Origin of the sequence: Pseudomonas sp. PDM18, from assembly GCF_014852585.1 — a bacterium.
Taxonomy (GTDB): Bacteria; Pseudomonadota; Gammaproteobacteria; order Pseudomonadales; family Pseudomonadaceae; genus Pseudomonas.
This window is the reverse complement of the sequence record NZ_JACVBX010000005.1, coordinates 83,359-105,831: the sequence shown is the minus strand read 5'-3', so window position 1 is coordinate 105,831 and position 22,473 is coordinate 83,359. Positions and strand designations below refer to the sequence as shown.

Sequence of the window (22,473 nt, the reverse complement as noted above, 5' to 3'; positions counted from 1 at the left end):
ACCCATGGGACAGCGCACGCCGCTCTATGATTTGCACGTCGCCCTCGGCGCCAAGATCGTCGATTTCGGCGGTTGGGACATGCCGTTGCACTACGGCTCGCAAGTCGAAGAGCACCACCAGGTACGTCGCGATTGCGGCGTGTTCGACGTTTCCCACATGACTGTGGTCGACGTCACCGGTCCGCAGGCCAAGGAATACCTGCAGCGACTCCTGGCCAACGACGTCGAGCGACTTCAGGTTCCGGGCAAGGCGCTGTACAGCGGCATGCTCAACGAACGCGGCGGGGTGGTCGACGACTTGATCGTCTACCTCGGCGTGTACGGCTACCGCGTGGTGGTCAACGCCTCCACCCGCGACAAGGACATGGCCTGGATGCAGGCCCACACCGAAGGCTTCGACGTCACCCTGACCGAACGCCCGGACCTGGCGATGCTGGCCGTGCAGGGCCCCAACGCCCGCGAGAAGACCGCCGAGCTGGTCACGCCCTCCCGCGCCGCGCTGATCCGCGAACTCAAGCCCTTCCAAGGCAAGGCCGACGGTGACTGGTTCATCGCCCGTACCGGGTACACCGGCGAGGACGGCCTGGAAATCATGCTGCCGGCCGTCGAGGCGCAAGGCTTCCTCAACGACCTGGTCGGCGCCGGTATTGCCCCGGCGGGCCTGGGCGCACGCGATACCCTTCGCCTGGAAGCCGGGATGAATCTCTACGGCCAGGACATGGACGAAGACGTCACCCCGCTGGCTGCCAACATGGGTTGGACCATTGCCTGGGAACCCGAAGCCCGCGACTTCATCGGCCGCAAGGCCCTGGAAGCGCAGAAGGCTGCCGGCGATGCGCCCAAGCTGGTCGGCCTGGTGCTGGAAGAGCGCGGCGTGCTGCGCGCCCACCAGGTGGTTCGCGTTGCCGGCGTCGGCGACGGCGAGATCACCAGCGGCAGTTTCTCCCCCACGCTCGGCAAGTCCATTGCCCTGGCCCGCGTGCCGGCGGCCACCGGCGACCGCGCCGAAGTGGAAATCCGTGGCAAGTGGTACCCGGTCCGCGTCGTTCAGCCGAATTTCGTGCGTCATGGCAAAGCCCTGATCTAAATTGCATGATCTAACTTAGAAGAGGGCGGCATCGCCGCCCGTCGCCCAGTCCTCGAGGAACAACAAGATGAGCAATATCCCCGCCGACCTGCGTTATGCCGCCAGCCACGAGTGGGCGCGCCTGGAAGCCGACGGTACCGTGACCGTGGGCATTTCCGACCATGCCCAGGAAGCCCTGGGTGACGTGGTCTTCGTCGAACTGCCGGAAGTGGGCAAGACCCTCGCCGCCGGCCAGGAAGCTGGTGTCGTCGAGTCGGTGAAAGCCGCTTCGGACATCTACGCCCCGGTGGGCGGCGAAGTCATTGCCGTCAACGACGTGCTGGCCGACACCCCCGAAGAAGTGAACAACGACCCGTACGGTTCCTGGTTCTTCAAGCTCAAGCCGAGCAACCCGGCCGAGCTGGACAAGCTCCTCGACGCCGCCGGCTACCGCGCTGCCAGCGACGCCGACGCGTAAGACACTGCTGTAAACACAGGCCTCGACTCGTCGGGGCCTGTTCTTTTTAGGGAACGACCCTTTCGAGACCGTGGCCATGTCGAACACCCCTTCGCTTTCCCAGCTGCACCAGCCTGATGCCTTCCTCGCCCGTCACCTGGGCCCCGACGCCGCCGAGCAGCAAGCTATGCTCGAGACCCTCGGGCTCGGCAACCGCGACGACCTGATCGTGCAGACGGTGCCCCCGGCGATCCGCCTGAACCGGCCGCTGGACCTGCCGACCGCCCTCGACGAACAGGGCGCGCTGGCCAAGCTGAAGGGTTACGCGCAGCAGAACGAGCTGTGGACGAGCCTGATCGGCACCGGCTACTACGGCACGTTGACTCCGACCGTCATCCTGCGCAACGTGCTGGAGAATCCGGGCTGGTACACCGCCTACACCCCGTACCAGCCGGAGATCGCCCAGGGCCGTCTCGAATCCCTGCTGAACTTCCAGCAGATGACCATCGACCTCACCGGCCTGGACCTCGCCAGCGCCTCGCTGCTCGACGAGGCTACCGCCGCCGCCGAGGCGATGGCCCTGGCCAAGCGCGTGGCCAAGGCCAAGAGCAACCTGTTCTTCGTCGACGTGCATTGCCACCCGCAGACCATCTCCGTGGTGCAGACCCGCGCCGAAGCCTTCGGCTTCGACGTGGTGGTCGACGAGGTGGACAACCTCGGCCAGCACGCCGTGTTTGGCGCGCTGCTGCAATACCCGGACACCCGTGGCGAAATCCGTGACCTGCGCGCGGTTATCGACGCGCTGCATGCCCAGCAGGCCATCGCCTGCGTCGCCAGCGACCTGCTCGCGCTGCTGCTGCTCACCCCGCCGGGCGAGCTGGGCGCTGACGTGGTGCTGGGCAGTGCCCAGCGCTTCGGCGTGCCCATGGGCTACGGCGGCCCGCACGCGGCCTTCTTCGCCTGCCGTGATGACTACAAGCGCGCCATGCCCGGTCGGATCATCGGCGTATCCAAGGACGCCCGTGGCAACACCGCGCTGCGCATGGCGCTGCAGACCCGTGAGCAGCACATCCGCCGCGAGAAGGCCAACTCCAACGTCTGTACCTCGCAGGTGCTGCTGGCCAACATCGCCAGCCTGTACGCCGTTTACCACGGCCCGCAGGGCCTGAAACGCATCGCCCAGCGCGTGCACCGCCTGACTTCGGTGCTGGCCGCCGGCCTCGCCGCCAAGGGCGTGAAGATCGTCAACCAGCACTTCTTCGACACCCTGACCCTGGATGTCGGCGCCGGCCAGCAGGCCATCGTCGAGCGCGCTCGCGCCGCCCGTGTGAATCTGCGCATCGTCGGTGAAGACCGCCTGGGCGTGAGCCTGGACGAAACCACGAGCGCCGCGACCCTCGCCGGCCTGTTCGACATCATCCTCGGTGCCGGCCACGGCCTGGACGTCGCCCAGCTCGATGCCGGCAAGATTGCCGACGGCATCCCGGCCGCCCTGCAGCGCAGCAGCGCCTACCTGAGCCACCCGGTGTTCAACCGCCACCACAGCGAAACCGAGATGCTGCGCTACCTGCGCCAGCTCGAAGGCAAGGACCTGGCGCTGAACCAGTCGATGATCCCGCTGGGCTCCTGCACCATGAAGCTCAACGCCACCAGCGAGATGATCCCGATCACCTGGCCGGAGTTCGCCAGCCTGCACCCCTTCGTGCCGCGCGAGCAGGCCGAGGGCTACCGACTGATGATCGAGGAGCTGGAAAGCTGGCTGTGCGCGATCACCGGTTTCGACGCCATCTGCATGCAGCCCAACTCCGGCGCCCAGGGCGAGTACGCCGGCCTGCTGGCGATCCGCAAGTACCACGAGAGCCGTGGCGGTGCGCACCGCAACATCTGCCTGATCCCGTCCTCGGCCCACGGCACCAACCCGGCCTCGGCGATCATGGCGAGCATGCGCGTGGTCATCGTCGAGTGCGACAAGGGCGGCAACGTCGACCTGGAGGACCTCAAGCGCAAGGCAGCCGAAGCCGGCGAGCAGCTGTCCTGCCTGATGATCACCTATCCGTCGACCCACGGCGTGTACGAGGAAGGCATCCGCGAAATCTGCGAGGTAATCCACAGCCACGGTGGCCAGGTCTACATGGACGGCGCCAACCTCAACGCCCAGGTCGGCCTGGCGCGCCCGGCGGACATCGGTGCCGACGTGTCGCACATGAACCTGCACAAGACCTTCTGCATTCCCCACGGCGGTGGCGGCCCGGGCATGGGCCCGATCGGCGTGAAGAAGCACCTCGCGCCCTTCGTCGCCAACCACCCGGTGATCCGCATCGAAGGCCCGAACCCGCTGAATGGCGCGGTGAGCGCCGCGCCCTGGGGCAGCGCGAGCATCCTGCCGATCAGCTGGATGTACATCGCCATGATGGGCCCGCAGCTGGCCGACGCCACCGAAGTGGCGATCCTCAACGCCAACTACCTCGCGCAGCAGCTCGATGGCGCTTTCCCGGTGCTCTACCGTGGCCGTAACGAGCGTGTTGCCCACGAGTGCATCCTCGACCTGCGCCCGCTCAAGGCGCAGACCGGGATCAGCGAGGAGGACGTGGCCAAGCGCCTGATGGACTACGGCTTCCACGCGCCGACCATGTCCTTCCCGGTGCCCGGCACGCTGATGGTGGAGCCCACCGAGAGCGAGTCCAAGCACGAGCTGGACCGCTTCATCGAGGCGATGCTGTCGATCCGTGCGGAGATCGCCAAGGTCGAGACCGGCGAATGGCCGGCCGAGGACAACCCGCTCAAGCGCGCGCCGCACACCCTGGCGGACGTCACCGGGCTGTGGGACCGCCCCTACCAGATCGCCGAAGCGGTGACCCCGACCGAGCACACCCGCGCCTTCAAGTACTGGCCGGCGGTGAACCGCGTGGACAACGTCTACGGCGACCGCAACCTGTTCTGCGCCTGCGTGCCGGTGGACGACTACCGCGAGTGAGCCGTGCGCTGAAGTGACTGTGCGCTGAATGAAAAAGCCGCCCTCGGGCGGCTTTTTCATTGGGCTTTTCGTAGGAGCGAGCTTGCTCGCGAACAGATTTCCCGTGCGGCGCCGGCGCTGGGCTGGTTCGCGAGCAAGCTCGCTCCTACAGAGATGTTCCGGTATTGACCGGCTGGTGTAGGAGCGGACTTTGTCCGCGATGGGTTCGCATCGCGCCGGATGCCAATCGCGGACGGAGTCCGCTCCTACGACAAGGGTGAGGCCGGAGCCAGCTTGCAGGAGCGGCGTCAGGGCTTGAGCTGCAAGCGGCCGATCAGGCGGATCAGGAACACGAACAGCAGGATCATCAGTACATTGCTGAGCATGCCGATCAGGTTGTAGACGGCCGAGGGCAGCAGTGAATAGATCTCGAGGCCGACCACGCTGAGCAGGCGGCTGAGCAGCCAGAAACCTTCACTGACGATCAGCAGGATCAGGGTGATCTTCAACGGCTGGATGGGATCGTTCATGGGACACTCCGTGTCGTAGGCGGAGTGTCAGTAGAACACAGCCTGCACCGCCTGGCGTGGCTCGCGGCGAACGCCACGGGCCGCGCCGCTGGGTGTCACTGGGCGGGTGCGTCATCGCGGCGGACGAGGATGGCGTTGGCCAGTTCCATGTCGCTGCGATCCTGCAGCGCGGCGTCGTCGCTGCGCAGGCGGGTGAGGGCGGCTTCCAGGTAGGGGCCGCGAATCGCGCCGTCACTGGCGACGAAGGCGCTCGCATCGTCCTGGGCGGCGATTATCAGCTTGTCGTGCTTGAAGGTCAGGTAGGTCGACGCGGTGGTGGCGCCGGACGAGATGACGTCGCGCCAGAAGTCGCCGTCGGCCATGGCCGAGGCAGCGGGCAGGGCGATCAGGGCAAAGGCCGTGGCCAGTTTCGCGGTACGCATCGGGTACACCTCCGCAAGGTCCGTGTACAGGTGAGAGGCGCGGCGGCTCGCGGGAGTTCCAACTTTCCTGCAGCGGTGTGCGCGAGCGGTCGCCCGCGCAGACCGTTTCGATCAGCGCTGGGCGGCGAGGATCGCCGAGGCCAGCTCGGCGTCGCTGGCTTGCGCCAGGGCCGGGTCGGCGCTGCGCATCTGCTGCAGCGTGGCTTCCAGGTAAGGGCCGCGGATGGCGCCGTCAGTGGCGATGAAACTGGCGGCGTCGTCCTGGGCCGGACCGATCAGCTTGTGGTCGTCACGGCTGGTCAGGTAGCTCGAGGCGGTGGTGGCGCCGGAGGTCAGGACCGAGCGCCAGAAGTCGCGATCTTCGGCCATGGCACAGGTAAGGGGGAGCAGGGTGAGGGCTACGACAGCAGGGACAAAACGGCGACGCATGATGGTTCCTTGAGTGATTGCGCGCCACTCAGAGCGTCGGAATATTCCCCGGTTCCCTCCTGTCGTCGGAAATGTCTGTTGTCGAAGCCCCCTGTCTTCGGAGCCGTCACTCGCGCTTGAGCGACGGATCGTCCGGGTTCTGCTGCTCCAGCTCCGCCGTGAGTTGCTGAACCTTCTGGAACTGCCCGGACTCCCGCAGGTAGTCGAGCAGCACCATGCGCGCCGCGCGGTTGGCTGGGTGCTTCTGCAGCAGCGCTTCCAGCTCGTGGCAGGCGCCATCGGCATCACCGCTGTCGTGCAGGGCGATGGCCAGCACATAGCGGAACTGGTCGTCCTCCGGGGCCAGGCGCACCGCCTCGCGCAGCTCCTTCAGGGCCTGCGGACGCTGCCCCTGGCGGACCAGGGACAGGCCGTTGACGTGGTGCAGCAGCCCGGACGCAGGGTTCTGGCGCAAGGCCTGGTCGAGCAGCTGGCGAGCGTCGGCCTGGCGCCCGTTGGCCTCCAGCCACTGGATCAGGGTGACCGTGGCGGGCAGGAACGCCGGGTTGCGGGCGATGGCTGCGCGCAGCGCCGGCTCCACTTTTTCCGCTCGGTTGGTGCGCTGGTAGAGCATGGCGAGGTTGAGGTTCGCCTCGGCGCGCTCGCTCAGGTCGTTCTGCACCTCTTCGTATTCGTTCAGACCTTTCTCCAGCGCGGCGTCGAGGCCGGCGCGGGTCTGCGGCGGCAACTGCGCCAGTTGCCAGGCGGCGGCGATGCGCACGGCGCGGATCGGATCGTCCAGCAGAGGCGCCAGCAGCGTCGGCAGCACCAGGCCCTGTTGCGGACCGTTGGCGAGCGCAAGGAGCACGTTGACCGCCGCGGTACGCACCTGCGGATCGGCATCCTTCAGGGCCAGCGCCGCCAGCTCCAGCGAACGCTGGCTGGGGTAGCTGGGCAGCTCGGCGATCAGCGTGGCGCGGCGGATCGCTGGCAGGCTGGTGTCCGCCAGCAGCAGATGCAGGGCGCGGGAGGCGCCGGGCTTGCCATTGCGGGCTTTCCACAGGGTGTCGTCATAACGCGGGACGGGGTTGCTGGAGGCGTTGGCCTTGGTCGGCAGTTCGCTGGCGTACCACTGGCGGAACTGGTCGCTGATCTTCTTCGCCGGGGTGTCCTTGTGGCAGGCCAGGCAGGCATCCGGTGCACCGATACGTCGGGCGTGCGCCGGATTGGGCAGGGTGAATCCATGGTCGTGGCGGTAGTCGTTGACCATATAGTAGCGGCCCGGCATGTGGCAGGACGTGCACTGCGCGCCAGGGGTGCCGGGCTCGTGGTGGGTGTGCTCGGGGGAGTCGTAGTTCTTCGCCTGCAGGCCCTTGCCATCGATCTGCGGGCGCACCGCCTTGCCGGCGGTGTTGTGGCATTGCAGGCAGACGCCGTTGCCCGGAGCTTTCAGCTCGCCGCTGTGGGGGTTGTGGCAGTCGGTGCACTGCACGCCCTTGGCGAACATCTTGCTCTGGGTGAAGGAGCCCCATTCGAAGACTTCGTCCTTGATCTTGCCGTCGATCTCGTAGAGTTCGCGGGTCAGGGGGCTGGGCAGGTAATTGTCCATGAAGCGGTGCTGGTTCTGGTAGCCGTCGCCCAGCGGTGCGCGGCGGGCGTGGCAGCGCGCGCAGGTCTCGACGATGGTGCTCTGGCTGGCGTTCTGCAGCGGCACGTCAAAGCCCTTCGCGACGTCGCGGTCGGGCTTCCGCGCCCACTCCAGGTGCTTCGACGCCGGCCCGTGGCAGGCCTGGCAGCCGACGCCGAGGCTGTTCCAGTGGCTGGCGAAAGTGTCGGTTTTTGCGTCGTAGTTGCGCTTGAAACCGGTGGTGTGGCACTCGACGCACATGAAGTTGGCGTTCTGCGCGGGGCGGGTCCAGTGCAGTTCGTCCTTGAAGTCGATGCGCTGGCCGGGCATCAGCTGGAACCACTGGTGCTTGCGGCTATCCCAGGCGACGCCGAGGGCCTGCAGGCGACCGCCAGGATACGCCAGAAGATACTGCTGCAGCGGTTCGAAGCCGAAGGTGTAGGCGACCTTGAAGTCCGCCGGCTTGCCGTCGGCGCCGGGGGTGTTGACCCAGTACTCACCGTCCTTGCGGAAGAAGCGGCTGGTCTCGGTTTCGCCCTTGAAGGTCACATCGGCAAAGTCGCCCAGCACGTTGCCTTCAGTGGCCGGCTTCATCGCCTGCTGGTGATGCGAGCCCTGCCAGTCCTTGAGCTGCGACTGGTGGCAGCCGGCGCAGGTGGATTCATCGACCAGTTGTGCGGGCTGCACCGCCGGTGTCGGGACAGAAGCCTTGGGCGTGGTGGCCGGGATCGGTGGATGGCCGCTGGGCAGTTGCACGCCATTGTCCTGCTCGACCCAGATCCACGCCCCGATGGTAGCCAGAAGCAGAACCCCGGCGACAGCGGCGAGCCAGGTGCGGCGAAGCCCGGTGGGCTGCGCGGCGGCGGGAGCGACGGGGCGAGGCTTCTTGGTCTTGTGAGGCATGGACATCCATTTTCCGCGGCGACTCCGTGGGTAACGGAGCTTCCGCGAGCCGGTGGGTGCTGTCAACGCGGGTAGGCTGCCTTCCTTGGGAGCTGGCGGCCCGCCACGATGGAAGAATCAGGGTTGGCGAATCTCGGCGACCCTTGCGCTGTCGACTTTCACGTCGGGATTGCCGAACTGCGCGGTGAGGTAATTCACCAGAGCGGCGATCTGCTCGTCGTTCAGCGTGCCAGCAAAGCCGGGCATGAACACGTCCTCATTGTCTACCTTGCGGTGCACGCCGCCGAGCACCACCTGCACCAGATTGTCCGGCTGCAGGGCGCCCACTGCGCTGTTCTTCAGCAACATCGGGTAGTAGCCGTCCTTCACTCCTTCGCCGCTCCAGGAGTGGCAGCTGGCGCAATTGCCGAGGTAGAGGCGGGCGCCGTCGTCGTGCTTTTGCGCGGCGAAGTCCTGGCCGCGCAGGGTGGCCACATCGTCCGCCGGTTGTCCCCAGGCGAAGCGGGCCTTGCGTTCGCCATCGCTGACCTCCGGCACACTGCGCAGGTAGCTGGCGATGGCCTGCAGGTCGGCGTCGGTCATGTACTGGAAGCTGTGTTCCACTGCCTCGGCCATGGGTCCGGCGGCCTGCGCCTTGCCCGGGAGACGGCCGGTCTTCAGGTACTGAACGATCTCCGCGTCGCTCCAGCCGCCGATGCCGCTGTGGGTGTCGGGGGTGATGTTGAAGGCGTGCCAGCCGCCCAGCGCGGCGCCGGCGAGGAAGCCGGCGCCGCGCTCGTCCGTGGCCTTCTCCTGGAAGGCCATGCCGCGCGGCGTATGGCAGGTGCCACAGTGGGCCAGGCCCTGGACCAGATAGGCACCACGGTTCCAGGCTGGGCTCTGCTTCGGGTTGTTCTGGTAGACCGCGTCTTCGTGGAACAGCAGGTTCCAGATTGCCAGCGGCCAGCGCATGTTCAGCGGCCAGACGATGTCGGAATCCTGGTTGGGCTGCGCGACGGCCTGCACGCCGCCTTCGAGGAACCAGGCGTAGAGCGCCTTCATGTCCTCGTCGGTGATCTTCGAGTAGGCGGTGTAGGGCATCGCCGGGTAGAGCCGTGTGCCGCCCTTGGCCACGCCTTCGCGCACGGCACGGGCGAAGTCGTCGTAGCTGTAGCTGCCGATGCCGGTCTTCGGGTCGGGGGTGATGTTGGTGGAGTACACCGCCCCTAGCGGCGTGGCCAGCGGCAGGCCGCCGGCGAAGGGTTTGCCGCCGGGCGCGGTATGGCAGGCCGCACAGTCGCCAGCGCGGGACAGGTATTCGCCGCGTTGCAGCAACTCCGTCGGCGCAGGGTCAAGTGCCTTGGCGGCATGGGCGGCCAGCGGTGCAGCCAGCAGGGCGAGCAGCAGGAAGCGCTTCATGCCTTGGCCTCCCGCTTCAGGTGGTCGGCCAGGCGCAGGGCCAGGGCGGCGATGGTCAGGGTGCAGTTCACCGAGCCGACGGTGGGCATTACGCCGCTGCTGGCGATGAACAGGTTGGGGTGGTCGTGGCTGCGGCACTGGGTATCCACCACCGAGTCCTTCGGGTCTGCGCCCATCAGTACGGTGCCGGTGATGTGGTTGTTGTTGGCGAAGCTGTCGTCGAACTGCACCTCTTCGCCGCCCAGCAGTTTGGCCGCGTGGGCATAGACCTCGCGGGTGTGCACCGCGCTCTTGCGCACGTAGTTGTCCATTGCATAGGTGAACTCGGGCTTGGGGATGCCCGCCGCGTCGCGTTCGGTGGCGCTGGGCACGATGCGGTTCTCCGGGTGCGGGAGGATTTCGTGGAAGCTGTCGAAGCGCACGAAACGCGCGGCGCGGTCGCGAATCTTCGCTTCCAGGTCATGGCCAAGTAGCAGCGGCCCGTGGCGGATCAGCTCGGCTGCCACCTGGTCGGTGCGCGAGAGGTTGGACAGGTGGATCTTCTTCGAGGCGTATTCGCTGCGGAAGGCGCCATCGCGGAAGCCCACCATGGAGGTCATCTCCTGCGGCCCGCGCCCCGGCCAGAGCTTCTCGTCGGCATAGAACTGCACGGCGGTGCCGGGGTGGTCCATGAGGTTGCGGCCGACCATGTCCGAGCTGTTGCCGACCTCGGACATCAGCATCAGCTTGGGCGTCTCGATGCCGTTGGCGGCGAGGATGAAGGTATCGCCCTCGACGCGCATCTCGTTGCCCTGCGGGTCCTTGTACAGCGCCGCGACTATCTTGCCGCCGTCGCCTTTCTCCAGCTTGAACACCACGGCGTTCTCGACCAGCCGCGCGCCAGCGGCCTCGGCCTTCTCGACGTGGACGATGCCGTTGTACATGGCGCCGATGGGGCAGATCGGCATGCAGTTGTTGTTGCCGCAGCAAGTCGGCCGGCCATCGTAGGGGCGGCTGTTGCGCGCCACCGGCTCGGTGACCACGCGGTAGTCGTTGGCGTTGAGCAGGGTCTTGATGCGCTGCTCATTCCACGACAATGGCAGCGGCGGCATCGGGTAGGGCTGGCTGCGGGGCGAGTCGAGCTCTTCGTCGCCGGGGCCCCAGACGCCCAGTTCCTCCTCGGCGCGTTGGTACCAGGGCTCGAGCTCGGCGTATTCGATGGGCCAGTCGCGGCCCACGCCGTAGAGGCTGCGCAGCTTGAAGTCGTTGGGCAGGAAGCGCCAGGCGGACGCCGCCCAGTGCCAGGTGGTGCCGCCCACGGCGCGGATGTACTGCACGTCGTAGGGGTGTTCGCCCTTCTGGATCAGGTAGTGGTTGTCCGGCTTGAACTGCGGATGCGGCGCGTGCGGGCTGGATGGGTAAGGCGCCTGGTTGTCGGATTTGTCCGCCTGGTTCCGGAAGCGCTCGACGATCTCCCAGCGGCCCATGCGCGGGCCGGCTTCGAGGATCAGCACGTCCTTGCCGGCCAGTGCCAGCTGATGGGCGACCAGGGCGCCGGCCACACCGGAGCCGACCACCACGAAATCCGCGCGTTGCGTCTCGGCCATGCTCATGCCCCCCGCTCGGTGGGCTGCGCCGCCCAGAAGCCCGGCTTGTTCGGGCAGTAGCTGCGGATCACTAGTACATCGTCCACCGCGCGGAACATCAGCGCCTGCTCGTAGGTGACGACCGTGGCGCTGGTGTCATCGCCGACCTGCCCCAGGTACCAGCCGCCGAGTATCTGCCGGGCCAGCCACTGCTGGCGCTCATTCCAGCTGTCCGGCGCGTCGCCCAGCCGCTCGAGCAGCTCGGCCAGGCTCTGCTTGAGCGCGGTGTCGCGCTGCGCCAGGGCCTGGAACAGCCGCTGGCCGATACGTGGATCGAGATTGCTGCGCCCGGTGAGGCGCTGGGAGAGGGTCATGAAGCCTTCGAGCTCCTTCTCGGCCTGGGGTGTCAGCGCGGCCCAGGTGTGCGCGGCAGGGCTGAGCAGCACGCTGCCAAGGGCGGCGCTGGCGCAGGCCACCGCCAGCAGGCGTCGGCGCGAAAGGGGAAAGGCGGGCAGTGGTGCCTCGGACATGACAACCTCTCTTGCAACAGGCGAACGGTTGGGGAGCGCGGTCTGTCGCCGCTTGAATACTGGCGCTGGATGCTTCCATCGGCCGCGTCGCCGGTCTGTCGGTCGGACTGGCGATAGCGTGCCCAGGCCCTTAGTATTGCCGCTTGTTCAGATTCTGCCGGGCGATTGGTTCTGCCGGCGGCCCACCCCGGAGCCGCGCCGCAGAGCCCATCGACTGGCTTTTGGGTGAAACCGCAGCGATGAAACAGTACCTCGACCTCATGCGCCACGTGCGCGAACATGGCACCTTCAAGAGCGATCGCACCGGCACCGGCACCTACAGCGTGTTCGGCCACCAGATGCGCTTCGACCTCGCCGAAGGCTTCCCGCTGGTGACCACCAAGAAGTGCCACCTCAAATCGATCGTCCATGAGCTGCTGTGGTTCCTCAAAGGTTCGACCAACATCGCCTACCTGAAGGAAAACGGTGTTTCGATCTGGGACGAATGGGCAGACGAGAACGGCGACCTGGGGCCGGTCTACGGCTACCAATGGCGCTCCTGGCCGGCGCCGGACGGCCGCCACATCGACCAGATCGCCAACCTGATGGAGATGCTGAAGAAGAACCCGGACTCGCGCCGCCTGATCGTCTCCGCCTGGAACCCTGCGTTGATCGACGAAATGGCCCTGCCGCCGTGCCACGCGCTGTTCCAGTTCTATGTGGCCGACGGCAAGCTCAGCTGCCAGCTGTACCAGCGTTCGGCCGACATCTTCCTCGGCGTGCCCTTCAACATCGCCAGCTACGCGCTGCTGACCCTGATGGTGGCGCAGGTTGCCGGGCTGCAACCGGGCGAGTTCATCTGGACCGGTGGCGATTGCCACCTGTACGCCAACCACCTGGAGCAGGCCGACCTGCAGCTGACCCGCCAGCCGCTGCCGCTGCCCACCATGAAGATCAACCCCGAGGTAAAGGACCTGTTCGACTTCCGCTTCGAGGACTTCGAGCTGGTCGGCTACGAAGCTCACCCGCACATCAAGGCACCGGTCGCTGTCTGACCTGTCCTCGATGAAGTAAAGGCCGGCGCAATGCCGGCCTTTTTTGTTTCCGCGCGGCCTGGCCTTGGCTGCGAGCTCTTCATAGGAGCGAGCTTCAGCGATCCAACGCCCATAAACGGCTAAACCATTCACTCGGTGAATAACCGTTTCGCCTGGCGGTACAAGGTTCCATAGGGCTGCATCCCATTGCTATGCTCCCCCGGCTGGCCGCCGAGCAGCGGCCAACGGATTTTCCGCACTACAACGACAAGACCGGGGACCGTCATGCAGCCTTTCAGCTTCGCCACCACGGCGCAGATTCTCTGCGAAAGTGGTTCCGCCGCCCGCCTGGGTGAGCTCTGCCGCGAGCGCGGAGCCCAGCGCGTGCTCATCGTCACCGACCCCGGCATCACCCGCCTGAACATGCTCGAGGGCGTGCTGCCGGGCTTCGCTGCGGCCGGCGTGGCGGTGGAAGTCTTCGATCAGGTGCTGGCCGACCCGCCGGAAAGCATCGTGCTGGAAGCCTCTGACCAGGCGCGCAGGATGGCCGCGCAGCTGGTCATCGGCTTTGGCGGCGGCAGCTCGATGGATGTCGCCAAACTGGTCGCGCTGCTGGCCCACCCGCTGGCGTCACAGGGCCTGAAGGATGTCTTCGGCGTCGGCAACGCCCGTGGCCCGCGACTGCCACTGATCCAGGTGCCGACTACCGCCGGCACCGGTTCGGAAGTCACGCCGATTGCCATCGTCACCACCGGCGAGACCACCAAGATGGGCGTGGTCAGCCCGCACCTGCTGCCGGACCTGGCTGTGCTCGACGCCGACCTCACCCTCGGCCTGCCGCCGGCGGTCACCGCAGCTACCGGCATCGACGCCATGGTTCATGCCATCGAGGCGTATACCAGCAAGCTGAAGAAGAATCCGCTGTCCGACCTGCTGGCCCGCGAGGCCCTGCGCCTGCTGGCGCTGAACCTCGACGAGGCGGTGCACAACGGTCGCAACCGCGAGGCACGCCAGGCCATGCTGCTGGGCGCCTGTCTCGCCGGGCAGGCCTTCGCCAACGCCCCGGTGGCGGCCGTGCACGCGCTGGCCTATCCGCTGGGCGGGCACTTCCATATTCCCCACGGCCTGAGCAACGCGCTGGTTCTGCCCGAGGTGATCCGCTTCAATGCGCCCAACGCCGGCCCGCTTTACGCCGAGCTGGCGCCGCTGCTACTGGGTGAGCGCCTGCGCAGCAATGCTGATCGCACTGAGCAGTTCATCGCCGAACTCGCCGACCTCAGCCCGCGCAGCGGCCTGCCATCGCGCCTGCGTGATGCCGGCGTGCCGGAGGACAGCCTGCCGCGCCTGGCCGCCGATGCGATGCTGCAGCAGCGCCTGCTGGTGAATAATCCCCGCGAAGTCAGCGAGAGCGACGCGCTGGCTATCTATCGAGCCGCCTTCTGAGAACCCGATGAGCGAACAGCACCCCAGCCGCGCCGATTACGCGCACTTCCAGCCGATCACCACGCGTTGGCACGACAACGACATCTACGGCCATGTAAACAACGTGACCTACTACGGCTTCTTCGACACGGCGGTGAATACCTACCTGATCGAGCGCGGCGGCCTGGATATCCACGACGGCGACGTGGTGGGTTTCGTGGTCAGTTCCAGCTGCGACTACTTCGCGCCGGTGGCCTTCCCCGAGCGCATCGAGGTCGGCCTGCGGGTCGGCAAGCTGGGCAACAGCTCGGTGCAGTACGAACTGGCGATCTTCCGTGAGGGTGATGAACTGGCCTGCGCGGCGGGCAAGTTCGTGCACGTGTTCGTGGATCGGGCGAGCAACCGGCCGGTATCGATTCCGGCGCCGCTGCGCGAGGCGATGGAAGTGCTGGTTCGCGGCTGATTCGCACCGCTCTGCAAGGCCCCACCCTGCTGTCTTCTTCGGAAAGTCCGTGCCTGTGTTTCCCTCTCCCTGAAGGGTGAGGGGACTGATTGGCATCAAGCGAAGCACCGAGCTGACCGACGGCATCGGACGACTCCCTCTCCCTTCAGGGAGAGGGCGGGGGAGAGGGGAGCCCCGGCGCAGGAGTTTCCAGGTAGGGGCGGGCGTCTCACCAGCCCATCGGGTAATGCTCGATGCGGCAGGGCCGGCTGTTGCCGTCGCCCTTGCAGATGCCGTCCAGGTACTGGTAGCGCATCCACACCCGTTGCCCGGCCGCAGGCCAGTGCTGGCGTGGGATGCGGCTCTGCCAGTCGGCGCTTTCCGGTTCGAAGGCGATGACCTCGCCCGGGCTCGGGCACTCGGTACCCGCCGAGCGCGGCTTGGCCGATGCGACCCGGCCTTCCAGCCCGCGCACGGGCAGCTTCAGTGCTCCGGTGATTTCCACTTCCAGCTGGCAGACCTGCCAGTCCCCGGCGTACGCGGTCTGCGCGGCGCCAAGCGTCAGCAGCAGTCCGGCGGCAGCGAGAGCTTTCACGAGTAACTCCTTGTCGGCAGTGATCCTTCCCCGGCAAGCCTATACCAGCCTCGCGGGATGACACGGGGCTTGTCCCGGGCGGCGCGTCCGGCCTATGCTGGCCGCCGGTCGGCAGTTCACCCAGGCGTCGCCGCCTCCGTATGGAGAGCGCTAAACCTGCCGCGCGGTTCCCCGCACCTTTGACGATCCGACACACTTTCCCCGTGCCGCATCGGAATGGCGACCCCCGATAACCTCCTGCGCGAGGTCTTGGCACGCAACGAGGATTGCACTGTGTCCAGGCAACGCTTGCCCTATTACGCCCCCGACATCTCTGACCTGGCGAAATCACTGGCGCGCCAGCTCGACGAATCGCCCGAGCGCCCCGGTCATGTCGAACTGCTCAACCTGCTCGCCCGCACGGTGGGCTTCCGCAACTTCCAGGCACTGCGCGCCAGCCATCAGGCGCAGACGCGACTCACCCGTGAAGCCGAGCTCGCAGCGGTGGTGGATTTCTGCCTCGTCGAGCAATGGCGGCGCTACTTCGATGATGCCGGCTGCCTGCAACGCTGGCCGAAGAAACACAGCCACCGCGAGGCCTGCCTCTGGGTACTGTGGTCGCGGCTACCGGCACGGCAGCGCTGGAACGAGCGCGAGCTCAATGAACGGCTGCGCGCCCAGGAATGCCTGGGTGACCATCTGCTGCTGCGAAGGGCGCTGGTGGACGGTGGCTGGCTCGCGCGCACCGAAGATGGCGGTGAGTACTGGCGCATCGAGCGGCGGCCGCCAGTTGAGCTGAGCGCGTTGCTGTCCTGCTTGCCGGCTTGCGCCTGAGCTCTAAGCCCTGAACGAAAGAGCCCGCCAATAGGCGGGCTCTTTCACACGGGCATCTGTCAGTCGTCGTGATGCTTGTGTTTGTGCTTGTAGTGGCCTTTGCCCTTGTTGTGGCTGTGGCCGCTGCTGTGGTGATCGTCGTCGTTGTTCTTGTCGGCCATGTGGTTGCCCAGCGCGCCGCCAGCCGCACCACCCAGGCCCGCGCCGATGGCGCCACCGGTGGAGCCGCCGACCTTGTTGCCAATGACCGAGCCGCCGGCCGCACCCAGGCCGCCACCGATGGCTGCCTCGGTCTTGTTGCCGTTCTTCGCGCCCATCGCGCCGCCAGCCGCACCACCTACGCCAGCACCGATGGCCGCACCGGTGGAGCCGCCCAGTGCGCCGCCGACCACGTTGCCGAGGGCGCCGCCGACGCCGCCGCCAATGGCAGATTTGGTGTCGTCAGCCATGGCATGGCTGGCCAGCAGGGCCAGTGCCAGAACAGAAAGAGTCTTACGCATGTTGCGAACCTGAATGTAGGAATTATCGGGAGAATTGTCCCGCACACAAAACAGCCGGGCAATCAGGCCCGGCTGCCAGTCGTCGTTTCCGTGGACTGATCGCGGTTAGTTATGCCGCGGATCAATCCCAGTCGCGATGATGGTGCTTGTGCTTGTACCAGCCGCGGTGGCGGCCGTTGTCGTGCCAGCGGCGATCATAATGACGATGGTCGTCGTAACGGGCGCGACGGTAGCCGCGGTAGTCGTCATCGTCGTCATCGCGGTTGCTGTCGGCGTAATGGTTGCCCAACGCGCCGCCTGCGCCGCCGCCGAGGGCCGCGCCGATCAGGCCACCGGTGGTGCCGCCCATTTTGTTGCCCAGCACCTGGCCGCCGGCTGCGCCCAGGCCGCCGCCGATGGCGGCTTCTGTCTTGTTGCCGTGGCGGGCGCCCATTGCGCCGCCTGCTGCACCGCCAAGGCCGCCACCGATGGCGGCGCCGGTGCTACCGCCGACCGCCTGGCCGACCGCAGTGCCCAATACCCCGCCCAGGGCGCCACCGACGCCGGCACGGGTGTCGCCGTCCGCAAAGGCGGTACCACCGACCAGCGCAAGAGACAACAGGAGCATCGAGGAGTACTTCATAGAGAGGATCTCTCTGTGGGGATGTTGGAAGCGATCCTCGGTTCGTGCGAAGGCTCTGACAAGGGGGTTCCGACGAGTAACACGACTTTCATCAAATATTGCAAGTATTTGATTTGTGGTCAGAACTTTTTCGATTTTGGGCGGTCTGAGTGTTATTCCGGGGTTCCATTTGTGAGGTGTGATTCTCACAAATTGCCATTGAAATGATGGCTTTTCACGTAAATCACCCTGGTCCTTCCGAGTTTACCTTTCATCCCTTTCTGCCATGGCACCAATCCAGCGGGTTTTTCGCAGGAAGAAGCGCTCGCGCGCGCCAGACAGCTTGCTCGCGAACGGGAGGCAGGCGGCGCTCCCAGCGGAGCGCCGTGAGGGGCATCAAACGATCCGCAGGCTCGGCCGCGCCTTCTCGAAACGGATAGCGACGAACTTCGAGGTCGGCGTATGGCTGCCCACGCCGTGGCTGTCCAGCGGCACCAGCGGGTTGGTTTCCGGGTAATAGGCCGCGGCCTGACCAGCGGGGATGTCGTAGGCCAGCAGTGTGAAGCCGCTGACGCGGCGGTCCACGCCATCGGACCAGAGCGACACCATGTCTACTTTCTCGCCGGGCTCGAAGCCCAGGCGGCGGATGTCGGCCTCGTTGGCGAACACCACCTCGCGGTGCCCGCGCACGCCGCGGTAGCGGTCGTCCAGGCCGTAGATGGTGGTGTTGTACTGGTCGTGGGAACGCAGCGTCTGCAGGATCAGGTGTGGCTCCTGGCCGGTCTCGCGGATCTTCGCGTGGACCAGGTCGGCCGGCAGCGGATGATGGTGGAAGTTGGCCTTGCCGCTGGCGGTGTTCCAGCGCCGCGAACCGGCCGAGTTGCCCAGATGGAAGCCGCCGGGATTGGCTACGCGGCGATTGAAGTCGCTGAAGCCGGGGATGGTATCGGCGATCAGGTCGCGGATGCGGTCGTAGTTGGCGATCATCGCGTCCCAGTCCACCGGGTGGTTGCCCAGGGTGGCCTTGGCGATGCCGGCGATGATCGCGGGCTCGGAGCGCATCTGCTTCGACGAGGGCTCCAACTGTCCGAAGGACGCGTGGATCATGCTGAAGGAATCTTCCACGGTCACCGCCTGCGGGCCTTCTGCCTGGCGGTCGATGTCGGTGCGGCCCAGGCACGGCAGGATCAGCGCGTCGCCGCCGACGGTGAGGTGGCTGCGGTTGAGCTTGGTGCTGATCTGCACGGTCAGCGCGCAATTGCGCAAGGCTTGATGAGTGCGCCGGCTGTCCGGGGTCGCCTGGGCGAAGTTGCCGCCCAGGCCGATGAATACCTTCGACTGGCCATCGAGCATGGCGTTGATCGCCTCGACGGTGTTGTGGCCGTTCTCGCGCGGCACCTTGAACTGGAAGCGGCGCTCGATGGCGTCGAGCAACGCGGCCGGCGGGCGGTCGTTGATGCCCATGGTTCGATCGCCCTGCACGTTGCTGTGGCCGCGCACCGGGCACAGGCCGGCGCCGGGGCGGCCGACGTTGCCGCGCAGCAGTTGCAGGCTGACCAGTTCCTGGATGGTCGGCACCGAGTGGTGGTGCTGGGTGATGCCCATGGCCCAGCAGACGATCACGCGGTCTGCGCGGCGGTACATGATCGCGGCCTGCTCGATCTCCTCGAGACTCAGGCCCGACTGCTGGACGATGTGGTCCCAGCTGGTGTCGTCCACGGCGGCTAGGTAGGCGTCGACGCCCTGGGTATGCTCGGCGATGAATTCATGGTCGAACACTGCCGGCTCGCCCTTGGCCTGGGCTTCGCGTTCCCATTGCAAGAGGAACTTGGCCATGCCGCGAACGGCGGCCATGTCGCCGCCCAGGGCGGGGCGGAAGAACGCGGTGTTCAGCGGCTCGGAGCCGTTGGTGAGCATTTCCAGCGCATGCTGCGGGTGCTGGAAGCGTTCCAGGCCGCGCTCCTTCAGCGGGTTGAAGGCGACCACTTGGGCGCCGCGCTTTACCGCCTCGCGCAGCGGTTCGAGCATGCGCGGGTGGTTGGTGCCGGGGTTCTGGCCGAAGACGAAGATCGCGTCGGCATGCTCGAAGTCGTCGAAGGTCACGCTGCCCTTGCCGACGCCGACGCTCTGGCCCAGAGCGACGCCGCTAGCCTCGTGGCACATGTTCGAGCAGTCGGGGAAGTTGTTGGTGCCGAAGGCGCGGACGAACAGCTGGTAGAGGAAGGCCGCCTCGTTGCTGGCCCGGCCGGAGGTGTAGAACTCGGCCTGGTCCGGGCTTTCCAGCGCATTCAGGTGCTGGGCGATCAGCGCAAAGGCATCGTCCCAGGCGATCGGCTGGTAACGGTCGGTGGTCGCGTCGTAACGCATCGGCTCGGTCAGCCGGCCCTGGTATTCGAGCCAGTAGTCGCTCTGCTCGCGCAGCGAGCTGACGCTGTGGCGGGCGAAGAATGCCGGGTCGACGCGGCGCTTGGTGGCTTCCCAGTTCACTGCCTTGGCGCCGTTCTCGCAGAACTTCACTCGGCCGTCTTCGGGCGAGTCGCCCCAGGCGCAACCAGGGCAGTCGAAGCCGCCGTTCTGGTTGGTCTTGAGCAGGGCGCGCAGGTTCTTGAATGGCTGCTTGCTGTCCAGCCAGAAGCGCGTGACGCTGATGAGCGCGCCCCAGCCGGCGGCTGCGCCCTTGTAGGGTTGGTAGCGGGGATTCTCTTGCTGCAGGCTCATGGGGTCTCTTTATCTTCGAAAACGGGCGTTCAGGCGTCTGGCGGAGCCGGGCTATAGATGCGCGGCGCGCTGCGGTGCGGCAGGTGGATCAGGTTCAGGTTGTGCTCGCGGGCCCACTGCACGGTGAGGGCGGTCGGCGCGGAAAGGCTGACCAGGGTCGACAGCCCGCCGCGCACGGCCTTGTGGATAAGTTCCAGGCTGCAGCGGCTGGTGACCACGGCAAAACCGCCGGCCAGGTCCAGGCGCTGGCGCTTGAGGGCACCGATCAGCTTGTCGAGGGCGTTGTGGCGGCCGATGTCCTCGCGGCACAGGCGTATCTCGCCGGCGGCATCGACGAACAGCGCGGCGTGCAGCGCGCCACTGCGGCGGCCGATCTCCTGCACGGCGTTGACCCGTTCACGCAGGTGCTCGAGGTGCGCGGCGGGCGGCAGTGGCGCCGATGGCAGCACCGGCAGATCGGGCAGCGCCTGGTCCAGTGCCTCGACGCCGCACAGGCCGCAGCCGGTATTGCCAGCAAGTTGCCGGCGCTGGTCCTTGAGGGCCCAGAAGGCGCGATTGCTGACTTGCAACTCGGCGGCGATGGCATCGCCGTGGGGCGACAGGCGCACGTCATAGATGTCGTCGATGGAGGCGATGAGGCCGGCGCCTAGGCTGAAACCGTAGACGAAGTCTTCCAGGTCGTTCGGCGAGACCATCATGACGGCCTGGCTGAGCCCGTTGTAGGCAATCGCCAGGGCGACTTCGCCGGCCAGCGCGGCGCGACCGGTGCCGCCCTTCGGGGTGAGTTCGGCGTAGCTGTAGCCGTCGGCAGGCACGACGGTATCCCGGACCGCGGCGCTGGCCGGGCGGGTGATCAGGCAAGGCATGGGCTGAGCCCTGTGGTTCTAGTAATACGACCAGCCTATGCCTATGCCGTGGCAGCGTCTAATGGCTGCTGTCGATGTTGTGATCGACGCGGTCTATCGGTCGGTCTCGGAACCGTCCAGCAAAACCGCCGCTTCGCGGAAGCAGGCCTCGGCCAACGCCGAGCGCGGCTCGCTGCGGCGCAGGATCAGGCCCAGCGGCGCCAGCGTGCGCGCGTCCTCTATCGGGGTGAGGGCGAAGTGCTCGCCCTGGGCGTCCAGCCCGCTGCCCAGCGGCATGATCGCGCAACACAGCCCGCGCTCAACGGCCTGCACCAGTTGGTGCACGGCGTCGGTCTCCAGGCGCGCCTGGGGGGTCAGGCCTCGGCTGCGGAAGCCGTGGTCGATGGACTGGCGGAAGTGCATGCCGGCCGAGAGCAGACCCAGTGGCAGCTCCGCCAGGGCATCCCAGCTCAGGGTCGGGCTGTCGATCTGGAAGTGCCGGCGGTCATGCAGCAGGCCCATGCGCGTGGCGGCCAGTTCCAGGCTTTCGAAGTGCTCGCGGTCGAGTCGGTCGAGGTACGACAGGCCGAGGTCCAGCTGATTGCGGCCCAGGCCTTCGAGGATGTTTTCCGAGCTCAGGGCGAACAGCTGGAAGCGCAGTTCCGGGTGGCGCTGGGCGAACAGCTCGATCAGCCGCATGGGGTCGAACCCCGCCAGGGGTACCAGGCCCAGGCGCAGGGTGCCGACCAGTTGGCCGCGGCAGGCGGCCGCTTCGGCATACAGGCCGTCGTGGGCTGCCAGCAGGCTGCGGGCCCAGGCCAATACGCGCTCGCCGGCTTCGGTGAAGCCCTCGAAGCGCTGCCCGCGGCGCACCAGTTCCAGGCCTAGCTCTTCCTCCAGGCTGCGCAAGCGCATGGACAGGGTTGGCTGGGTGACATGGCAGCGCGCCGCCGCCTGGCCGAAATGCCGCGTCTCGTCCAGGGCGCAGAGGAATTTCAGCTGCTTGATGTCCATCGGCGGGAGGGCTCCGGGGCGTTCTGTCGGGTCGGGGAAGGATTAGGGCTTTTCCGTCAGGCGCTGCGGAAGTCGCCGTCTAGACTCCAGGGGCGCGCGGTCTGCCCAATGCCGGCCGCTTGTCACTGTAACCGTAAGGAGGTTGGAAATGGGCATTTTTGCGTTCGTGAAGGAAGCCGGCGAGAAGCTGTGGGAAAGCATTGTGGGCCAGGAGGCGCAGGCCGCCGAATCGCTCAAGGACCACATCGCCAAGGTGGGTCTGGGCAACCCGAACATCCAGGTCAGCGTCGAAGGCGACAAGGTGATCGCCACGGGTGAAGTGGCCAGCCAGGAAGAGAAGGAGAAAATCCTCCTCGCGCTGGGCAACGTCGCGGGTGTTTCCGGTGTGGAGGACCACATCACCGTCGCCGCCCCGGCCCCGGAAGCGCGCTTCGTTACGGTGAAAAAGGGCGACACGCTCAGCGCCATCGCCAAGGCGGAGTACGGCAACGCCAACCTTTACAACAAGATTTTCGAGGCGAACAAGCCGCTGCTCAGCCATCCGGACAAGATCTATCCCGGCCAGGTACTGCGGATTCCGGAATAAGCGGATTTTGCAACAGGCAGTCCACGAGCCCGGCCTCGCGCCGGGCTCGCTGTTTCTGCAGCCGC

Annotated in this window: 21 protein-coding genes; 8 read left to right on the top strand and 13 right to left on the bottom strand. The window is 66.7% G+C overall.

Annotated elements, in window-relative coordinates:
- The first annotated feature begins 4 nt into the window (after window positions 1-4).
- The 3 genes from gcvT (at window position 5) to gcvP (ending at window position 4,497) form a co-directional block, all read left to right on the top strand.
- The gene (gene gcvT, locus IB274_RS12450) at window positions 5-1,087 is read left to right on the top strand and encodes a glycine cleavage system aminomethyltransferase GcvT (protein ID WP_192432282.1); all 1,083 of its coding nucleotides are present in this window, start codon (window positions 5-7) and stop codon (window positions 1,085-1,087) included.
- A 67-nt stretch (window positions 1,088-1,154) separates the two neighbouring features.
- Complete coding sequence (gcvH, locus tag IB274_RS12445) at window positions 1,155-1,544, top strand: glycine cleavage system protein GcvH (protein ID WP_045213109.1); 390 nt, start codon at window positions 1,155-1,157, stop codon at window positions 1,542-1,544.
- Window positions 1,545-1,620: 76 nt separating this feature from the next.
- The gene (gene gcvP / locus IB274_RS12440; protein WP_192432281.1) at window positions 1,621-4,497 is read left to right on the top strand and encodes an aminomethyl-transferring glycine dehydrogenase; all 2,877 of its coding nucleotides are present in this window, start codon (window positions 1,621-1,623) and stop codon (window positions 4,495-4,497) included.
- Window positions 4,498-4,784: 287 nt separating this feature from the next.
- On the opposite strand, the gene IB274_RS12435 is transcribed toward gcvP, so the two are convergent.
- The 7 genes from IB274_RS12435 to IB274_RS12405 form a co-directional block, all read right to left on the bottom strand.
- Entirely contained in the window at window positions 4,785-5,006 is a 222-nt protein-coding gene (locus IB274_RS12435; RefSeq protein WP_081519540.1) for a hypothetical protein, read from the bottom strand.
- A 95-nt stretch (window positions 5,007-5,101) separates the two neighbouring features.
- Window positions 5,102-5,428 carry a DUF2388 domain-containing protein gene (locus IB274_RS12430; protein WP_192432280.1) on the bottom strand — a complete coding sequence of 109 codons (327 nt, stop codon included), beginning with the start codon at window positions 5,426-5,428 and terminating at the stop codon, window positions 5,102-5,104.
- Window positions 5,429-5,539: 111 nt separating this feature from the next.
- On the bottom strand, window positions 5,540-5,857 hold the full coding sequence (locus tag IB274_RS12425) for a DUF2388 domain-containing protein (protein WP_045213099.1): 318 nt from the start codon (window positions 5,855-5,857) through the stop codon (window positions 5,540-5,542).
- 106 nt (window positions 5,858-5,963) lie between these two features.
- On the bottom strand, window positions 5,964-8,366 hold the full coding sequence (locus IB274_RS12420) for a tetratricopeptide repeat protein (protein ID WP_412548423.1): 2,403 nt from the start codon (window positions 8,364-8,366) through the stop codon (window positions 5,964-5,966).
- A gap of 117 nt (window positions 8,367-8,483) precedes the next feature.
- Complete coding sequence (locus tag IB274_RS12415; protein ID WP_192432278.1) at window positions 8,484-9,764, bottom strand: cytochrome c; 1,281 nt, start codon at window positions 9,762-9,764, stop codon at window positions 8,484-8,486.
- Window positions 9,761-11,350 carry a GMC family oxidoreductase gene (locus IB274_RS12410; protein WP_192432277.1) on the bottom strand — a complete coding sequence of 530 codons (1,590 nt, stop codon included), beginning with the start codon at window positions 11,348-11,350 and terminating at the stop codon, window positions 9,761-9,763. Before IB274_RS12410 ends, IB274_RS12415 begins: the two co-directional genes overlap by 4 nt.
- 2 nt (window positions 11,351-11,352) lie before the next feature.
- On the bottom strand, window positions 11,353-11,859 hold the full coding sequence (locus IB274_RS12405; protein ID WP_192432276.1) for a sugar dehydrogenase complex small subunit: 507 nt from the start codon (window positions 11,857-11,859) through the stop codon (window positions 11,353-11,355).
- Between the two features lie 239 nt (window positions 11,860-12,098).
- Here IB274_RS12405 and IB274_RS12400 point away from each other — a divergent pair, with 239 nt between their 5' ends.
- From IB274_RS12400 to IB274_RS12390, 3 genes are all read left to right on the top strand, one after another.
- Window positions 12,099-12,893: a thymidylate synthase gene (locus IB274_RS12400; RefSeq protein WP_017521408.1), complete on the top strand. Its 795-nt coding sequence runs from the start codon at window positions 12,099-12,101 to the stop codon at window positions 12,891-12,893.
- Window positions 12,894-13,157: 264 nt separating this feature from the next.
- A complete protein-coding gene (locus tag IB274_RS12395) occupies window positions 13,158-14,315 on the top strand; it encodes an iron-containing alcohol dehydrogenase (RefSeq protein ID WP_192432275.1) in 1,158 nt (385 codons plus the stop codon).
- Between the two features lie 7 nt (window positions 14,316-14,322).
- Window positions 14,323-14,757: an acyl-CoA thioesterase gene (locus tag IB274_RS12390; protein ID WP_045213088.1), complete on the top strand. Its 435-nt coding sequence runs from the start codon at window positions 14,323-14,325 to the stop codon at window positions 14,755-14,757.
- A gap of 208 nt (window positions 14,758-14,965) precedes the next feature.
- On the opposite strand, the gene IB274_RS12385 is transcribed toward IB274_RS12390, so the two are convergent.
- Entirely contained in the window at window positions 14,966-15,331 is a 366-nt protein-coding gene (locus tag IB274_RS12385) for a hypothetical protein (RefSeq protein WP_192432274.1), read from the bottom strand.
- Window positions 15,332-15,604: 273 nt separating this feature from the next.
- Here IB274_RS12385 and IB274_RS12380 point away from each other — a divergent pair, with 273 nt between their 5' ends.
- Window positions 15,605-16,144 (top strand): DUF2087 domain-containing protein, encoded by a 540-nt coding sequence (locus tag IB274_RS12380; RefSeq protein ID WP_318652870.1) that lies wholly within the window; start codon window positions 15,605-15,607, stop codon window positions 16,142-16,144.
- Window positions 16,145-16,203: 59 nt separating this feature from the next.
- Here IB274_RS12380 and IB274_RS12375 read toward each other — a convergent pair whose 3' ends face one another.
- From IB274_RS12375 to IB274_RS12355, 5 genes are all read right to left on the bottom strand, one after another.
- Window positions 16,204-16,644, bottom strand: a complete 441-nt coding sequence (locus tag IB274_RS12375) for a glycine zipper domain-containing protein (RefSeq protein ID WP_192432272.1) — start codon at window positions 16,642-16,644, stop codon at window positions 16,204-16,206.
- A gap of 121 nt (window positions 16,645-16,765) precedes the next feature.
- Window positions 16,766-17,266, bottom strand: coding sequence for a hypothetical protein (locus tag IB274_RS12370; RefSeq protein WP_192432271.1), 501 nt, complete (start codon window positions 17,264-17,266; stop codon window positions 16,766-16,768).
- 375 nt (window positions 17,267-17,641) lie between these two features.
- A complete protein-coding gene (locus IB274_RS12365) occupies window positions 17,642-19,963 on the bottom strand; it encodes an FdhF/YdeP family oxidoreductase (RefSeq protein ID WP_192432270.1) in 2,322 nt (773 codons plus the stop codon).
- A gap of 29 nt (window positions 19,964-19,992) precedes the next feature.
- Window positions 19,993-20,829, bottom strand: coding sequence for a formate dehydrogenase accessory sulfurtransferase FdhD (gene fdhD, locus IB274_RS12360; protein WP_192432269.1), 837 nt, complete (start codon window positions 20,827-20,829; stop codon window positions 19,993-19,995).
- A gap of 93 nt (window positions 20,830-20,922) precedes the next feature.
- Window positions 20,923-21,822 carry a LysR family transcriptional regulator gene (locus IB274_RS12355; protein ID WP_192432268.1) on the bottom strand — a complete coding sequence of 300 codons (900 nt, stop codon included), beginning with the start codon at window positions 21,820-21,822 and terminating at the stop codon, window positions 20,923-20,925.
- 148 nt (window positions 21,823-21,970) lie between these two features.
- Here IB274_RS12355 and lysM point away from each other — a divergent pair, with 148 nt between their 5' ends.
- Window positions 21,971-22,408 (top strand): peptidoglycan-binding protein LysM, encoded by a 438-nt coding sequence (lysM, locus tag IB274_RS12350; protein ID WP_192432267.1) that lies wholly within the window; start codon window positions 21,971-21,973, stop codon window positions 22,406-22,408.
- Window positions 22,409-22,473 lie beyond the last annotated feature (65 nt).

Bases quoted from the DNA above. Each gene is read 5' to 3' on its own strand.
- gcvT (WP_192432282.1), top strand. From the start codon at position 5: ATGGGACAGCGCACGCCGCTCTATGATTTGCACGTCGCCCTCGGCGCC.
- gcvH (WP_045213109.1), top strand. From the start codon at position 1,155: ATGAGCAATATCCCCGCCGACCTGCGTTATGCCGCCAGCCACGAGTGG.
- gcvP (WP_192432281.1), top strand. From the start codon at position 1,621: ATGTCGAACACCCCTTCGCTTTCCCAGCTGCACCAGCCTGATGCCTTC.
- IB274_RS12435 (WP_081519540.1), bottom strand. From the start codon at position 5,006: ATGAACGATCCCATCCAGCCGTTGAAGATCACCCTGATCCTGCTGATC.
- IB274_RS12430 (WP_192432280.1), bottom strand. From the start codon at position 5,428: ATGCGTACCGCGAAACTGGCCACGGCCTTTGCCCTGATCGCCCTGCCC.
- IB274_RS12425 (WP_045213099.1), bottom strand. From the start codon at position 5,857: ATGCGTCGCCGTTTTGTCCCTGCTGTCGTAGCCCTCACCCTGCTCCCC.
- IB274_RS12420 (WP_412548423.1), bottom strand. From the start codon at position 8,366: ATGCCTCACAAGACCAAGAAGCCTCGCCCCGTCGCTCCCGCCGCCGCG.
- IB274_RS12415 (WP_192432278.1), bottom strand. From the start codon at position 9,764: ATGAAGCGCTTCCTGCTGCTCGCCCTGCTGGCTGCACCGCTGGCCGCC.
- IB274_RS12410 (WP_192432277.1), bottom strand. From the start codon at position 11,350: ATGGCCGAGACGCAACGCGCGGATTTCGTGGTGGTCGGCTCCGGTGTG.
- IB274_RS12405 (WP_192432276.1), bottom strand. From the start codon at position 11,859: ATGTCCGAGGCACCACTGCCCGCCTTTCCCCTTTCGCGCCGACGCCTG.
- IB274_RS12400 (WP_017521408.1), top strand. From the start codon at position 12,099: ATGAAACAGTACCTCGACCTCATGCGCCACGTGCGCGAACATGGCACC.
- IB274_RS12395 (WP_192432275.1), top strand. From the start codon at position 13,158: ATGCAGCCTTTCAGCTTCGCCACCACGGCGCAGATTCTCTGCGAAAGT.
- IB274_RS12390 (WP_045213088.1), top strand. From the start codon at position 14,323: ATGAGCGAACAGCACCCCAGCCGCGCCGATTACGCGCACTTCCAGCCG.
- IB274_RS12375 (WP_192432272.1), bottom strand. From the start codon at position 16,644: ATGCGTAAGACTCTTTCTGTTCTGGCACTGGCCCTGCTGGCCAGCCAT.
- IB274_RS12370 (WP_192432271.1), bottom strand. From the start codon at position 17,266: ATGAAGTACTCCTCGATGCTCCTGTTGTCTCTTGCGCTGGTCGGTGGT.
- IB274_RS12365 (WP_192432270.1), bottom strand. From the start codon at position 19,963: ATGAGCCTGCAGCAAGAGAATCCCCGCTACCAACCCTACAAGGGCGCA.
- fdhD (WP_192432269.1), bottom strand. From the start codon at position 20,829: ATGCCTTGCCTGATCACCCGCCCGGCCAGCGCCGCGGTCCGGGATACC.
- IB274_RS12355 (WP_192432268.1), bottom strand. From the start codon at position 21,822: ATGGACATCAAGCAGCTGAAATTCCTCTGCGCCCTGGACGAGACGCGG.
- lysM (WP_192432267.1), top strand. From the start codon at position 21,971: ATGGGCATTTTTGCGTTCGTGAAGGAAGCCGGCGAGAAGCTGTGGGAA.